This is a genomic window from Geodermatophilus sp. DSM 44513 (assembly GCF_032460525.1).
GTDB lineage: Bacteria > Actinomycetota > Actinomycetes > Mycobacteriales > Geodermatophilaceae > Geodermatophilus.
Genome location: NZ_CP135963.1, coordinates 3,255,784 through 3,269,627, shown reverse-complemented (window position 1 = coordinate 3,269,627; position 13,844 = coordinate 3,255,784). Strand labels below are relative to the sequence as shown.

Genomic DNA, 13,844 nt, shown 5'->3' with positions numbered 1-13,844 from the left:
CAAGGACGGTTCGGCTCCGGAGTGCATCGCCGCAGGTCAGGGCTGCATTGACGGTCCGTCCGGCGGGATACGCCGCCGCATCCGTGACGGTCACGGATGCTCTCGTGACCGTCACGAATGACAGGGAGGCCGCTCGTGCCGCTGCCGGAGGGTGTTCCCCTCGATCGGGTCACCTCCGCCGCCTCACGGCCGGAAGAGCCCGCCTGTGCGATGGAGGACGTGCCCGTCCTCTTCCCCGACGGTGACGTGCGCGGGCGCCGTGCGTCTGATGGCACGAACTGGTGCCGGTGCTGCGACACCACGATCTCCACCCACGCCCGCGCCGCGTTCTGTCTCCAGCACCGCACCGAGCGCAACACCCAGATTCAGCAGTCCCGCCGTGGCCAGGACCGGCCGCCGGTCGTGGGGGTCCGGGCCGAGGTCGTGGACACCATCGTGGGCAAGACCGACCGGCTCCTGGCCGCGCTCGGACGTGCGACCGCTGAGTTCAATCGGATGCCCAACCCGCCGGTCGGCAGTTGGATCGACGACCTCATGCTGGTCGCCAAGGACCTCAGCCTCGCCGTCGACTACGGGCTACGACCCGTCTCCAGCCACCAGCGGATGCCCGAGCGGGATCGCCAACCGCGGTCTACCGCGCCTCAGGAATAGGCGCCGCCGCACGTCTCACCCTCGGTCGAAGCGTCGCGGCTGGCGGTCGTCCGACCCGTGGCGAGGGTCCGGCTCAGTGAACCTGAGCCGGACCCTTTGCGGCACTGCTGCCTTCAGCAGCAGGCGGATGCCTTGGCCCGGCCTGAACCCTCGGCGGCGACATCGGCGGGGATCAAGGGCGGGTGCAGGTCCTCTCCGCAGGATCCGCGCCCGCCGACTCGATCAACCCGGCGGTCGTGCAGGTCATGGACGAACTCGTCCTGGACCTATCCCGGGAGTACCCCAAGCCGCTGACCACCGAGGCTATCGAGTCCTCCGACGTGGTCATCACCATGGGCTGCGGCGACGCCTGCCCGATCTTCCCCGGCAAGCGATACCTGGACTGGCAGTTGGACGGCCCCGCGGGCAAGCCCGTCGAAGAGGTCCGCCCGATCCGCGACGAGATCGACCGCCGCGTCCAGGTCCTCCTCGCCGAACTGGAGCCCGCAACCGCCTGACTGCTCGACTTGGGATGGCCGCCTCGCCGTCCGGCGAGGCGGCCGTCCGAGTAACTGATTACCCCGCGGAGCGTCGGCGGATGCAGACGACGGGCCATGGCGCGTGGGTGCTGATTCGGTCCGGGTTTGTCGGCCGCGACTGGCAGCATCCGTGGCAGGCCGGGATCGCCCGGGGCGGGGACTGAAGGGATCGGCGCCGTGCAACTGAAGGACTTCGAGAACTCCTCCGAAGCGCGGGCGCGAAGAATCCTGGGTCGGGCTCTGGAAGGGACCCCGTACTGGGTGAACGCCCATACGCGTCTGGAGGACGTGATTTCGCCGGATGAGGACGACGATCGCGAAGACATCCGGTTTCTGCGCGACGCCCACTTCGATCTGACCATCCATAAGGAGAGCCACCGCAAGGCGCTTTGGGCCTTCGAGTTCGACGGCCCGACCCACCAGACGGCTCAGCAGCGTCGCCGGGACATCCGGAAGAACAGGATCTGCCTGTCCGCAGGGCTTCCGCTTCTGCGTATCGACGACACCCACCTGAACGCCAACGAGAAGCAGGCCATCCTCGATTGGCACGTCCAGCGCTGGCTGGCCTACGAGAAGACCATGCCGGGGCTCCTTGCCGAGCGGGACCGCGAGATCGCCGCCATGTCCGACGACGAGATCCGTCAGGCTGGCATGTTCCTCTTCGGCGAACGCCCCGACCTCGACGTGGAACTGGTCTTCGAACTGGAGAACCCCTACGAGCCGACCCGGCAGCGAGCCGAGAGGCTCCGTCGCCGATTCGGCATGTATGTGACCCACCTCCAGCAGGGCGAGCCGATGGCAGGCGTCGAGTATCTCATTCGATTCGACTGGATGGGCGCCATTCAGGACTACAAGGTCCAGGGCTTCCATAGCCGCTGGATCTGCCCCGTCCGGGTCGACCGCTTCGACGGCACCCTGTGCGACACGCGCAAGGAGCCAGAGACGGTGTTCCGGGGCACTGGGGTCTGGGAGTCCCGCATCGCCTATCCCATCTCGAACAGACCAGAGCCCACAGGAAGCCGAGTCGAGGAGTTCCTCGCCGGTGGAGGCTGGCTGGAGGCGGGGCCGCCTGGCGGTGGCGCCCACGAGGTGGGAAAGGTGCTCGCCGAGTACAACGCGCTCCGCGAGGTCGAGTTGTGGGCTGATCGAGCCCTGCGCCCCCGGCGAGCGGGATAGTCGCGCGCCGGACGGCCAGGCGTGGGGAGTAGCGCTCGTCCAACATCGAACAACCGGCGCGGCTGCGCCGTCGCCGCGCTGGCCATGCACCCGACTGGCAACTCGCGCTCCTCCGTCGTCGGGAGCCTCGTCGACCTGGGCATTCCGACAGCGGCCTGACTCGTCTCCACCGTGAACCCGCGCGGTCTCGACGTTTCAATGCTGGCCGTCGACCACCCATGCCGAGGCGCGGCTGACCAGCCAGAACTGTCGGCAGCCGGGTGCATCGTCCGTACATGTCCACAGCCGCCGCAGCCGCGGTCGCGAAGCCGCAGCCGCCCACCGCGTCGGCTGCACTGCTTTGGGACCTGGACAACGTCTCCGTGCCGCTGGCTGATCTGGACGCCCTGGCTCAAGCGCTCTGCGGCCTCGTTCCGGACGGAGCGCCGATGCTCGCGTCCGCGAACTGGCGAGCGTTCCGGCTGGCCGGAGACATCCTGCGGGCGCACGGCATCCGAGTGCTCTGCGGATCCCGGGACCCCAACGGCGCCGACGGAGTGCTCTGCGGATCCCGGGACCCCAACGGCGCCGACGGCGTTCTCCTCAAGCGGGCTCGACGGCTGAAAAGGCGCGGGGTCGAACGGTTCATCGTGGCCACCAACGACCACGCCTTCGCGCGCATCGCCAACTTCGCCGAGGTGCATGTGGCCACGCTCACCAGCAACTACGTCAGCAGCAGGCTCCGCACCGCCGCCGCATCCGTCACCGTGCTCACGCACGTTGGCGAGGACTGGCGTGCCGACGGAGAGCCGCTGAGCGAGGACGACCCAAGTCGACCGGACGGAATGTATGAGCACCTCGCGGGTTGACCCGGTCGGCGCCGTGTTCGAACATGTGTTCAATAGACTGCGACTCAACCAGCCCGCGGTCGAAGGGACGACTGGTCGCATCTGCGCTGTCCGGGGCTAGAGACTCGGGGGCTCCGCTCCAGACAATCCGGCCTCGGTTCGCTCCATGACTCGCCAACCGTCCAGCACCGGCGAAAGAGGGTGGCATGGGTTCGAGGCGCGACCCGAGGTTCGCTGCTGTCCTGCTCGTCGCCCAGGAAGTCTTCCCGCTGGACCGTCGGGTGTGGAAGCACCTCGATGAAAGCCAGCAGAGGGCGAACTTCGCCGGACTGCTGGCGGATAAGACGTTCTCGGCCAAAGAGCACCTCCTGCTGGAGATCACGGCCAGCCTCTGGTCCAGCCACGAGCACCCCACGCTCCTGGGCGTCGTCGCGGAACGCTTGGGCAACGAGTGGCTCGCAACCGTGCTCCGCGCCCTGACGGTCGCTCGTGGAGCCGCCCTCCCGCCCGGGACCGGCCCCGACCCGCTCGGCTGGTGACGAGCGCTCCCCAACGAAACGACGGCAGAACCGGAGGCGCAGCCGTCACCCGTCGACTGATCGCTCCACGCTCCCGGTTCTGTCGGTAGGGCCGCATACCGTATGGGTGGAGTAACGGTGAGCCACGGGGGACGCAGAGTGACAGCGCAGCAGCAGAAGGTTCGACGGGGCGGTCCCGTGTTCGTCTCCTACCGGCAAAGCGACGGTGCGGAGGCGGCGACGCGGACAGCGTGGCTGCTCCGCGCGGCCGGTATCCCCGTCTGGCAGGACGACAGCGACCTCTCCCCAGGAACCACCGAGCACCGACTTGAAGAAGCCCTGGAAGCGGGTCTCTCCGGGGGCGTTCTCGTCGTGACGCCCGAGATCGGCGCAAGTCCCATCGTCCGCAACGTCGAAGCCCCGGCACTTCTGGACCTCAACTTCGACGCTGATTTCGCCTTCGGCATCGCCAACCTGGTCCGCGACGGTGACGGCCGCACCGACTACAACGCCCCGGACCGACTGCTTGGCAAGCCACGGGGAACGCTCTCCGGCATCAAGCAGTACCCCGTCGATGAACCCGCCGGACTCCTTCGGCTCGTCCGGGAGATGCTGACCTTCCGCGCCGGGCGTCTGGCCATGAGTTGGAACGGCGAGGCGGAGCGCTCGCTGCACCTCAGCGTTCAGACACGTGCCGTGCCCCATGCCTTCGGCCCAGACGCGGCCGATCTCAGCCTCCGGATCCGACCTCCCAAGGCCGGTCGACTTCCCGACCCCGGCGGGCTCAGCGATCTCCACTTGACCCTGCCACTGCTCCCACAAGCGCTGGCACGCACAGGTGCTCGCAGTCTGCGGATCACCGGCGGCGCGCACCTCAGCGTCGCCTTCGCGCTCGGGAGCGCCTTCCCCTCAACTCTCGTCGGCGCCGTGACCGTCGAAGGAACCGCCGGAGACCTGTGGTCCTGCGGCACCGTCAGCCGACCCGTCGAAGTTCCATCCAGCATCAAGATCCTTCAGCGTGGTCGATCCCCGATCAAGCCAACGGGTGAGGCGCGCCGCGTCCTGGCCTATGTCCGGTTGGTCCCCGTCCCGGGGGACGCCGCATACGCCCGTCTCCTCGACGAACGGCATGCCGAGTTCGACGCATGGGAAACGATCACTCCAGCCATCGAAGGCACCCTCGACCCGGCATCCTCGGCTCGGCTCATCGAGGAGGTGGCTGGCCGCCTCCGAGCCCTTGTCGCGGAGAACGACCACGCGGACCTTCACCTGCTGCTGCACTGCCCCTTCCCGATCGCCGTTCTACTCGGGCGGTTGTGCAACACGTTGAACGTCACGGTCTACGAATGGGACAGCGAGCAGCGCGCCAACGATCCCGACGCTCGCCCCCGGTATGTGCCCAGCCTGGTCGTCAACCCCACCAACGCCGACGGGCCGATCACGCAGGTTCTGCTCGCCCACGACGACATGAAGGCTGGCTCGTGAAGGTCAACACCGCGTTCGACATCTACCAGACCACGGTCAACGCGCCCCCCGCTCAGGTTGCCGAAGCCAAGGCTCGGCGCGATCTGTTCAAGGACGCGTTCGGCACCGAGGGCGACATCAAGTTGGTCCGGGCCTCAGGGTCGTTGGCCCGAGGCACCCAGCACGATCCGATCAAGGATGTCGACACCATCCTGATCTACAAGCCGGAGACGAAGCCTGAGTGGGGCCAGCCCGGCGACTCCGCGGAGGACGCGCTCGACTACGTCCGCGACCGTGTGAGGGGCCTGCTCGGCACATACGGCTCCTACAAGCCGAACCAGGTCCGACTGGCTCGCCCCGGCGACCACGCCGTCAAATGCTTCCTGGACGACCCTGACGCGGAGAGCCCGTTCACGGTCGATGCCATGCCCGCCCTCCGTCAGCCCGATGGAAGCCTTCTCGTTCCCGAGATCCACAGCCATGGCTGGATCCGGACGAACCCCGGGTACCTCATCGACCTGGCGCTCGACGCCCACGCCCAAGGCAGGATCTACGCCCCGCTTGTTCGCGTGCTGAAGCGGTGGCGCAGGCGCACCGGCACCCACGTCAAGTCGCTGCTGATCGAGGTCCTGGCCCTGGAGTGCCTGCCCAAGACCGGCGAGCGTTCAGCCGCACTCGCAGCGTTCTTCGCCGCCGCCGCGGTCCGCGTCAATGACCCCATCTGCGACCCCGCGGGGCTTTGCGGGCCCATCCAGCCCGACCTCGACGTGGTCGCACTGCGCACCGCACTAGAGGAAGCCGCGGACATCGCAGCCAACGCCCGCCAGCATGAGCGCTGGGATCAGCACGATGTCGCGGTACGGCTCTGGGGAGACATCTTCGGCCCCGACTTCCCCAAGCCACCCAACGGCGGCGGTAGCGGCGGCGGGCCGGAGGGCGGTCCAGGTGGGGTGCCGATCGACATCCCCAAGCGGCCCGTTCGTGACATCAACCAGGGATGACCGACCTGACCCAAGCCATCGCCTGGTGGCAAGTCGAACCCACCCGCCTGGCAAGAGATCAGCGAGAGATCGAGGCACGATTCCCTAATCTCACGCTGACCCTCGAAGGGCAAGGCCACTGGCTCGGTGTCCTCCCCATGTGGCCGTTCAACCGACCAGAACCCCCTGACCTTTCAGACCTCCTCCATGGGACGGGCCTGAAGATCCAACTGTCCTACTCGGCGGCCTATCCGATGGTCAGTCCGTACGTCCTGCCGCTCGACCCGGAACCGCTGTTCGAGGAGTTGACTCAGACCCGCTGGCACGTCCTCGGCAATCGGGCGCTGTGCCTGTTCCAGACGCAGGCCGACTGGGATCCGAACAGCAGCGTGATCGATCTACTGCTCAAGGCCGCCGGATGGCGGATCGAGTACGCGCTGCTCAAGTCCGGCGTCCGCACCGACATGACCATGGCCGGAATCGTCTATGACGACAGCCTGGACGATCTCATCGCGGAGGCAGCCGAGGCGTTGGCTCAGGCGCAACCGGCAGAGGCGTCCACCGACGACGAGCCGGAGGACGACGAGGGAGGTGGCCGATGACGAGACGGTCGCTCGTCATCGTGCCCGCCGAGGCGGCCGACAAGATCCGCGCCAGCGCCGGAGCCTGGGGAACCCTCGGCATGGTCCGGGCACCCTCCGACGACCTCTTTGTCATCACTGCGTACCAAGCAGGAAAGTCCGGCGCCGTGCTCCCGGTCCGCACCGCGTCTGGTCAGGAACGGCATAGGCGCGTTGAGGAGGGCGCCTACGAAGCGTCCTGGCATCGAGCGGACGCCGTAACTCACTGGGCGCACTACAGCCTGTCGGCACGGCCGGACCACTGCATGCCGCTGGAGCAGTTCCGGCGCCTCATCCCCACGGCGCCACACCCCCACAATGACGCCGTTCTGGTCCTCACCCACGCGCCGGGTGTCACAGACAACCCGGACTTGGACCGCTTGCCCGAGTTCGCCGCCTGGCGCGTAACCCGAGAGGGAGCCGAGCCATTCGATCTGGCTGTCGAGCCCCGCGCGTACGGATTGGGCCAACTCGTCGGGCACTGGCCGGTCGAGGCACTGAGCGCCAGGGCCGTACTCGTGGTCGGGGTCGGCAGCATCGGCGGCGAGGTAGCGAGCAGCCTGGCTGGTTACGGAGTCGGACAGCTCGACCTGCTCGATCCCGACCGGCTGCTCTGGCACAACACCGTTCGCCACGTCCTGGGGGAGGGAGACATTGGCCGCTTCAAGACCGATGCGCTTCGCGACATGCTTACCACCCGCTGGCCCAGTCTGGACGCACGCTCGCACGTCAAGGACGTGGTACGCGATGCGGACCACGTGCGACTGTTGCTTCAAGAGGTCGATGCCGTCGTGTGCGCGGCCGACGGCATCGCTCCTCGTCGGGTGGTCAGCCACCTCGCACGCCGAGCAGGCCGAGACGCCATCCTCACCAGCGTGCTCGAAGACGGCGCCTTCGGGGAGGTGCTACGCCTTCGTCGAGCACCCGACGAAGGTTGTCTCCTCTGTCGCAGGGCGGATCTCTACGGAACAGGCCGAATGGACCCCGAACGCGCCCTGGAACGTGGATACGGCGACGGCGACCCGCACAGGCCAATGACGGCCGTAGGCCCCGACCTCCACCTCATGGGAGACCTCGCCGCGAAGGTCACGGTCGCCAGCCTCCTCCAACGCCAAGGGCACAACGAGCAGCGGCTTCCCGGTGAACAGGCCATCGTCGCGCTCCGGCCACAACCGGGCTTCGAAGCACCTTTCGATCTCGGCCGAGCGGGTCAGGTGCAGTGGCACCCCGCCACACCGCCCCGACCGGACTGCATCACGTGCAGCACTCCATAGCGCCGACGCCATCCACCGTCTCCCTGAGCCGCCACGCCCTCCAGACAATCCGGGAAACCAGCCAGGCCGCCCAGGACGATCGAGAAACGGGCGGAATCATCCTCGGGCACCAGTACGCCGACGGACGATTGACCGTGACCATCGCGGGCGACCCCGGACCCGCCGCCGTCCGCACCCGCGACTCGTTCCGGCGAGACCCTTCCCATGCGCAGGCACTTGCCGACGCTGCCTGGTCCAACGATCGCAGCGTGTGGTTGGGGGAATGGCACACCCATCCACGTGGTCCGGTTCATCCCAGTCCAATCGACCTTGCGACCTACCTTTCACTGCTGCGCGATCCTGCCCTCACCTTCAGGGCCTTCCTCGCACTCATCGTCATCCCTGTTGCGCCGGAGCCAACGATCTTCCCCTGGGTGATCACCGAGGGTGAGGGCGTCTGCGTCACCATGGCGATTGACGGCCTCTAAGCCGCAGTGCCTCGACGCAATCGACGCGTGGGCTCCAACCAAAGAGAGGAGCCGCGTCGGTGGGGGTGATCGGTGCTCAACTGTGGTGTCCAGGCGCCCTGCTCAACTGTGGTGTCCAGGGACCCGGGTCCTGCTCAACTGTGGTGTCCGTAGGGTGAGCACGACGTTGTCCAAACCGCAGGTCAGCGAGGCTTGCGCTGCTCCACTAAGGAGTCCAGTCACATGACGACGGCGACGGCGGCACCGCGACAGGCCGGTCGCCGCGGTCCGTCGCCGGCGCTCCCACCCCGCAACGACGTGCGTCTTCGTGCAGATCTGCCGTCGGAGTGCCGGGAAATGCGCGTCGCCCTTGTCACATGTCGGGTTGCCCGGGTCCGGTGAGGGCACCGCAGCACCATGGCAGCCAACGCACGACCCCACTCCGGCGCTGACGCGCCGCACCACGACGACCGCGCGCAGCCGACCGGCGCCTACGTCGCCATCGCAGGCATCGTGGTCTTCCTGGTCGCGGTGCTCCTCGACTGGGTGTCCACCAGCGGCGAGGACGCGACCTCGGCGAGCGGCTACGAGACCGACACGGTCATCGCGTTCACCGCGTTCCTCGGCGTCGGCCTGGCCGTCGCCCTCGGGTACGCACTGCAGCGTGCCCGCCGCAACCAGCACCGCGGCCTGACCCTCACCACCATGGCCGTCGGCATCGCCGCCGTCCTGCTGTCCCTGTCCTACCTGCTCGACGCGCCGGGCGCCTTCGAGCGCGGGTCGGACCTGGAGACCGAGGTCGGTGCGTGGATCGGCCTCGTCGGCGGCATCGTCTGGTCGGTCGGCGCCGGCCTGTTCGCCAAGGAGATCGAGGGGGACGACCACCGCAGCCTCGACCACGGTCAGACGGCCCACGCCGGGCGCTGACCGCGGGACACCGCGTCCGGGCACCTGGCCCGGACCCGACGTCGAGGGCCGGCACCGCTCCCACCCGGGGCGGTGCCGGCCCTCGGCGTCTCCGCCCGTCCCGCCCGCGTGGGTCACCGGGTGAGGGGTGCCCCCATCGGCAGCAGCCGGACCTCGGGCGGCTCGAGGAGGGACAGCGGGTCGAGGTAGTCCTCCCCGCGGCGCAGACCCCAGTGCAGGCAGGCCGCGACCGGGCACCCCACGTGGCCGGCGGCCAGCGTCCCGAGCACGGTGCCCCGACCGACCGGCTGACCGGCGCCCACCACCGGGTCGACCGGCTCGTACGTCGTCCGCAGGCCGGCGGCGTGCTCGACGCTGACGACCGGCCGCCCGGCCACCATCCCGGCGAAGACGACGACGCCGTCCCCGGCGGCCCGCACCGGTGACCCCGGGGAGCCGGCGAGGTCCACGCCGCGGTGCCCGGGGCCGTAGCGGTCCGGCGGCGGGTCGAAGGCGCGGGTCACCTCGCCGTCCACCGGCCGCGACCACAGACCGGCGGGCACGTCGGGCACGGCGGCGGGCGCGGCGACCGCCGCTGCGCCGGCCGACGACAGCAGGACGACGAGCAGCAGCAGGGGAGCGAGGACCCGGAGGCGCACCCGGCCAGGCTGCTGCCCGTCGGCACGGCGCGGGGCGCCGGACGGCGGTCTGTGGACGGCCCCGGCCACGGGGGAGGGCCGCCGCCGGTGGGGCGTATGCTCACCGCTGCGGCCCGTCCCCGACGGGTCGACTTCGCGCGTCCCCCACCCCGCTGCCAGCAGCGGGACGGCCGCCACCCCGGTCCCCGCCCGCGGGGTCGTGGCGGCTCGGGACGCCAGGGCGGAGCGCCACCCGGTGCCCGCGACAACCGAGCAGCGCGGTCCGGCGTGGCCGCGCGCAGAGGACAGAGAGGCTGCGGCCATGGCAGTCGTCAGCATGAAGCAGCTGCTCGACAGCGGCGTCCACTTCGGGCACCAGACCCGTCGCTGGAACCCGAAGATGAAGCGCTTCATCTTCACCGAGCGCAACGGCATCTACATCATCGACCTGCAGCAGACGCTCGGGTACATCGACAACGCCTACGAGTTCGTCAAGCAGACGGTCGCGCACGGCGGGACGATCCTGTTCGTCGGCACCAAGCGCCAGGCGCAGGAGGTCGTCGCCGAGCAGGCGCAGCGCGTCGGCATGCCCTACGTCAACCAGCGGTGGCTGGGCGGCATGCTCACCAACTTCTCCACGGTGCACAAGCGCCTGCAGCGGCTCAAGGAGCTCGAGGACATGGAGCAGACCGGCGTGCTGGTCAGCCTGTCCAAGAAGGAGCAGCTGGGCCTGACCCGTGAGAAGGCCAAGCTGGAGCGCAGCCTCGGTGGTATCCGCGACATGCAGAAGGTGCCCAGCGCCGTCTGGATCGTGGACACCAAGAAGGAGCACATCGCCGTCGGCGAGGCCCGCAAGCTGAACATCCCGGTCGTCGCGATCCTCGACACCAACTGCGACCCCGACGAGGTCGACTACAAGATCCCGGGCAACGACGACGCCATCCGCAGCGCCGCGCTGCTGACCCGCGTGATCGCCGACGCCGTGGCCGAGGGCCTGATGGCGCGTTCGGCGCAGCAGGCCAACGCCGGCCGCGAGGACGGCGCCGCGCCGGCCATCGGTGGCGACGAGCCGCTGGCGGACTGGGAGCGCGAGCTGCTCACCGGCCAGCAGGGCGACGCCCCGGCCGAGGCGTCCGCCGACGCCGCGCCGCTGCCGGAGACCGCCCCCGAGCCGCCCGCCGTCAGCGCCGGCGACATCGCCCCCGTCGAGGGTGTCCCGGCCACCGGCGACACGACCACCGGCACCCAGGGCGCCCAGAACGGCTGAGCGGCAGCCCCGTCCCCCCGGGGGCGGGGCCGCACCGCTCCCCATCCCACCGAGACCTTCGAGGAAGAGGCATGGCTGACTTCACCGCGGCCGACGTCAAGCGTCTCCGCGACGCCACCGGCGCCGGCATGATGGACTGCAAGAAGGCACTCACCGAGGCCGACGGCGACTACGACAAGGCCGTCGAGTTCCTCCGCGTCAAGGGCGCCAAGGACGTCGGCAAGCGCCTGGAGCGCTCGACGACCAACGGCGTCGTCGTCAGCAGGGACGGCGCGCTGCTCGAGCTCGACTGCGAGACCGACTTCGTCGCCAAGAACGCCGACTTCGTGAAGCTGGCCGAGCGGCTGCTGGACGTCGTCCTGGCCCAGCGGCCGGCCGACGTCGACGCGCTGCTGGCCACCGACGTGGACGGGCAGACCGTCGCCGCGCTGGTCGAGTCCGAGTCCGCGCGCATCGGCGAGAAGCTGGTGCTCAGCCGGTTCGCCGTCTTCGACGGCCCGACCGCGACCTACCTGCACAAGCGGGCCACCGACCTGCCCCCGGCGATCGGTGTCGCCGTGCAGTACACCGGCGGCAGCGAGGAGGCCGCGCGCAGCCTGGCGATGCACATCGCCGCGGCCCGCCCGCGCTACCTCACCCGCGAGGAGGTCCCCGCCGAGGCGGTGGAGACCGAGCGGCGGGTCGCCGAGCAGACCGCCAAGGAGGAGGGCAAGCCCGAGCAGGCGATCAGCCGGATCGTCGAGGGCCGGGTCAACGCCTACTACAAGGACTTCGTCCTGCTCGAGCAGCCGTCGATCACCGAGCCCAAGCGCACCGTCAAGCAGATCGTCGACGACGCCGGCCTCACCGTGCAGCGGTTCGCCCGCTTCGAGGTCGGCCAGGCGTAACAGCAGCGGAGGAGGACCCCGCGACCCCCGATCGGCCCCGCTGCAGGGGCCCGCGCCTGAGCTCGCGAGGCGTGGGGGGCCGCGGGGTCCTTCCGGTCTCCGGGGTCCCTGGCGGGGCCCCTGCCCGCGAGCTGGCCCGGCCCCCGTGGGGCAGGATCAAGGGAACGACGCCGAGCGAGGGATGAGCCGTTGACCGACACCGCCGCGCCGGAGGCCACCGTGCCCGCGTCCGCACCCACCGCGTTCCAGCCCGCCGACGGTGCCGGTTACACGCGGGTCCTGCTCAAGCTGTCGGGGGAGGCCTTCGGCGGCGGGAAGGTCGGCGTCGACTCCGACATCGTGCGCAGCATCGCCCGGCAGCTGGCCGACGTCGTCCACGGGGGCACCCAGGTCGCCGTGGTGGTCGGCGGCGGCAACTTCTTCCGCGGCGCCGAGCTGTCCCAGGCGGGCATGGACCGCCGGCACGCCGACTACATGGGCATGCTCGGCACGGTCATGAACTGCCTGGCCCTGCAGGCGTTCTGCGAGCAGGTCGGCCTGGAGACGCGCGTGCAGACGGCGATCGAGATGGGCCAGGTCGCCGAGCCCTACATCCCGCGCAAGGCGGTGCGGCACCTGGAGAAGGGCCGGCTGGTCATCTTCGGCGCGGGCGCCGGCATGCCCTACTTCTCCACCGACACGGTGGCCGCCCAGCGTGCGCTGGAGATCGGCTGTCAGGTGCTGCTCATGGCCAAGAACGGGGTGGACGGCGTCTACGACGACGACCCCCGCACCAACCCCGACGCCGTGCTGTACGACGACCTGGACTACGCCACCGTGCTGGCCAAGCAGCTGAAGGTGGCCGACGCGACGGCCATCAGCCTGTGCATGGACAACAGCATGCCGATCGTGGTGTTCAACCTGCTGCGCGACGGCAACATCGCCCGTGCCGTGGCGGGTGAGAGGATCGGGACGCTGATCAGCGACCCGGCCTGAGCGCCGTCGCCCGGCCCGCACACCCGCACCCGCGGCGGCCCAGCCCGCCGCACCTGGAGGAGAGACCCGTGATCGACGACACCCTGCTCGACGCCGAGGAGCGGATGGACAAGGCCCTCTCGGTCGCGCGGGAGGACCTCGGGTCGGTGCGCACCGGCCGCGCCGCCCCGTCGATGTTCAACAAAGTGCTGGTCGACTACTACGGCGCTCCGACGCCGGTGCCGCAGATGTCGTCGATCACCGTGCCCGAGGCGCGCATGGCGGTCATCAAGCCCTACGACACCGGCCAGTTGCAGGCCATCGAGAAGGCGATCCGCGACAGCGACCTCGGCGTCAACCCGACCAACGACGGCCAGATCATCCGGGTGGTCTTCCCGCAGCTGACCGAGGAGCGCCGCCGCGACCTGGTCAAGCAGGCCCGCGCCAAGGGCGAGGACGCCAAGGTCGCGATCCGCAACATCCGGCGCCGCTCCAAGGAGGAGCTCGACCGCATCGCCAAGGACGGCGAGGCCGGCGAGGACGACGTGCGGCGCGCGGAGAAGGAGCTCGACGACCTCACCGCCAAGCACACGCACGGCATCGACGAGGCGGTCAAGAACAAGGAGACCGAGCTGCTCGAGGTCTGAGCGCTCGGAGCGTGCCATGACCACCGACCCCGACACCGGGCCGCTCCCGGCCGGCGGCGTGCCTCCCGCCG

16 protein-coding genes are annotated in these 13,844 nt (G+C 69.7%); 15 read left to right on the top strand and 1 reads right to left on the bottom strand.

Features of this window, described 5'->3' with window-relative positions:
• Positions 1 to 135: 135 nt before the first annotated feature.
• From RTG05_RS15855 to RTG05_RS15805, 11 genes are all read left to right on the top strand, one after another.
• Positions 136 to 651 (top strand): hypothetical protein, encoded by a 516-nt coding sequence (locus RTG05_RS15855; protein WP_166525915.1) that lies wholly within the window; start codon positions 136 to 138, stop codon positions 649 to 651.
• A 182-nt stretch (positions 652 to 833) separates the two neighbouring features.
• Positions 834 to 1,148, top strand: a complete 315-nt coding sequence (locus tag RTG05_RS15850; protein WP_315911948.1) for an arsenate reductase/protein-tyrosine-phosphatase family protein — start codon at positions 834 to 836, stop codon at positions 1,146 to 1,148.
• A 198-nt stretch (positions 1,149 to 1,346) separates the two neighbouring features.
• Positions 1,347 to 2,345 carry a DUF2726 domain-containing protein gene (locus RTG05_RS15845; protein WP_166525914.1) on the top strand — a complete coding sequence of 333 codons (999 nt, stop codon included), beginning with the start codon at positions 1,347 to 1,349 and terminating at the stop codon, positions 2,343 to 2,345.
• Between the two features lie 275 nt (positions 2,346 to 2,620).
• A complete protein-coding gene (locus RTG05_RS15840) occupies positions 2,621 to 3,193 on the top strand; it encodes a hypothetical protein (protein WP_166525913.1) in 573 nt (190 codons plus the stop codon).
• Between the two features lie 185 nt (positions 3,194 to 3,378).
• On the top strand, positions 3,379 to 3,711 hold the full coding sequence (locus RTG05_RS15835; protein ID WP_166525912.1) for a hypothetical protein: 333 nt from the start codon (positions 3,379 to 3,381) through the stop codon (positions 3,709 to 3,711).
• Positions 3,712 to 3,888: 177 nt separating this feature from the next.
• Positions 3,889 to 5,175: a TIR domain-containing protein gene (locus RTG05_RS15830; RefSeq protein ID WP_166525911.1), complete on the top strand. Its 1,287-nt coding sequence runs from the start codon at positions 3,889 to 3,891 to the stop codon at positions 5,173 to 5,175.
• Positions 5,172 to 6,155, top strand: a complete 984-nt coding sequence (locus RTG05_RS15825) for a nucleotidyltransferase (protein ID WP_166525910.1) — start codon at positions 5,172 to 5,174, stop codon at positions 6,153 to 6,155. The genes RTG05_RS15830 and RTG05_RS15825 overlap by 4 nt, the downstream gene beginning before the upstream one ends.
• Complete coding sequence (locus RTG05_RS15820) at positions 6,152 to 6,736, top strand: ubiquitin-conjugating enzyme family protein (protein WP_166525909.1); 585 nt, start codon at positions 6,152 to 6,154, stop codon at positions 6,734 to 6,736. The genes RTG05_RS15825 and RTG05_RS15820 overlap by 4 nt, the downstream gene beginning before the upstream one ends.
• Positions 6,733 to 8,028: a ThiF family adenylyltransferase gene (locus tag RTG05_RS15815; RefSeq protein ID WP_166525908.1), complete on the top strand. Its 1,296-nt coding sequence runs from the start codon at positions 6,733 to 6,735 to the stop codon at positions 8,026 to 8,028. The genes RTG05_RS15820 and RTG05_RS15815 overlap by 4 nt, the downstream gene beginning before the upstream one ends.
• Positions 8,013 to 8,495, top strand: coding sequence for a Mov34/MPN/PAD-1 family protein (locus tag RTG05_RS15810; protein ID WP_208104609.1), 483 nt, complete (start codon positions 8,013 to 8,015; stop codon positions 8,493 to 8,495). The genes RTG05_RS15815 and RTG05_RS15810 overlap by 16 nt, the downstream gene beginning before the upstream one ends.
• Before the next feature lie 396 nt (positions 8,496 to 8,891).
• Positions 8,892 to 9,401 carry a hypothetical protein gene (locus tag RTG05_RS15805; protein ID WP_166525907.1) on the top strand — a complete coding sequence of 170 codons (510 nt, stop codon included), beginning with the start codon at positions 8,892 to 8,894 and terminating at the stop codon, positions 9,399 to 9,401.
• A gap of 113 nt (positions 9,402 to 9,514) precedes the next feature.
• On the opposite strand, the gene RTG05_RS15800 is transcribed toward RTG05_RS15805, so the two are convergent.
• Positions 9,515 to 10,039: a murein hydrolase activator EnvC family protein gene (locus RTG05_RS15800; RefSeq protein WP_166525906.1), complete on the bottom strand. Its 525-nt coding sequence runs from the start codon at positions 10,037 to 10,039 to the stop codon at positions 9,515 to 9,517.
• 301 nt (positions 10,040 to 10,340) lie between these two features.
• On the opposite strand from RTG05_RS15800, the gene rpsB reads away from it, so the two are divergent.
• From rpsB to frr, 4 genes are all read left to right on the top strand, one after another.
• Positions 10,341 to 11,285 (top strand): 30S ribosomal protein S2, encoded by a 945-nt coding sequence (gene rpsB, locus RTG05_RS15795; protein ID WP_166525905.1) that lies wholly within the window; start codon positions 10,341 to 10,343, stop codon positions 11,283 to 11,285.
• A gap of 71 nt (positions 11,286 to 11,356) precedes the next feature.
• Entirely contained in the window at positions 11,357 to 12,172 is an 816-nt protein-coding gene (gene tsf, locus RTG05_RS15790; protein WP_166525904.1) for a translation elongation factor Ts, read from the top strand.
• A gap of 219 nt (positions 12,173 to 12,391) precedes the next feature.
• Positions 12,392 to 13,147 (top strand): UMP kinase, encoded by a 756-nt coding sequence (pyrH, locus tag RTG05_RS15785; protein WP_166529206.1) that lies wholly within the window; start codon positions 12,392 to 12,394, stop codon positions 13,145 to 13,147.
• A 68-nt stretch (positions 13,148 to 13,215) separates the two neighbouring features.
• Positions 13,216 to 13,773 (top strand): ribosome recycling factor, encoded by a 558-nt coding sequence (gene frr, locus RTG05_RS15780; protein ID WP_166525903.1) that lies wholly within the window; start codon positions 13,216 to 13,218, stop codon positions 13,771 to 13,773.
• Positions 13,774 to 13,844 lie beyond the last annotated feature (71 nt).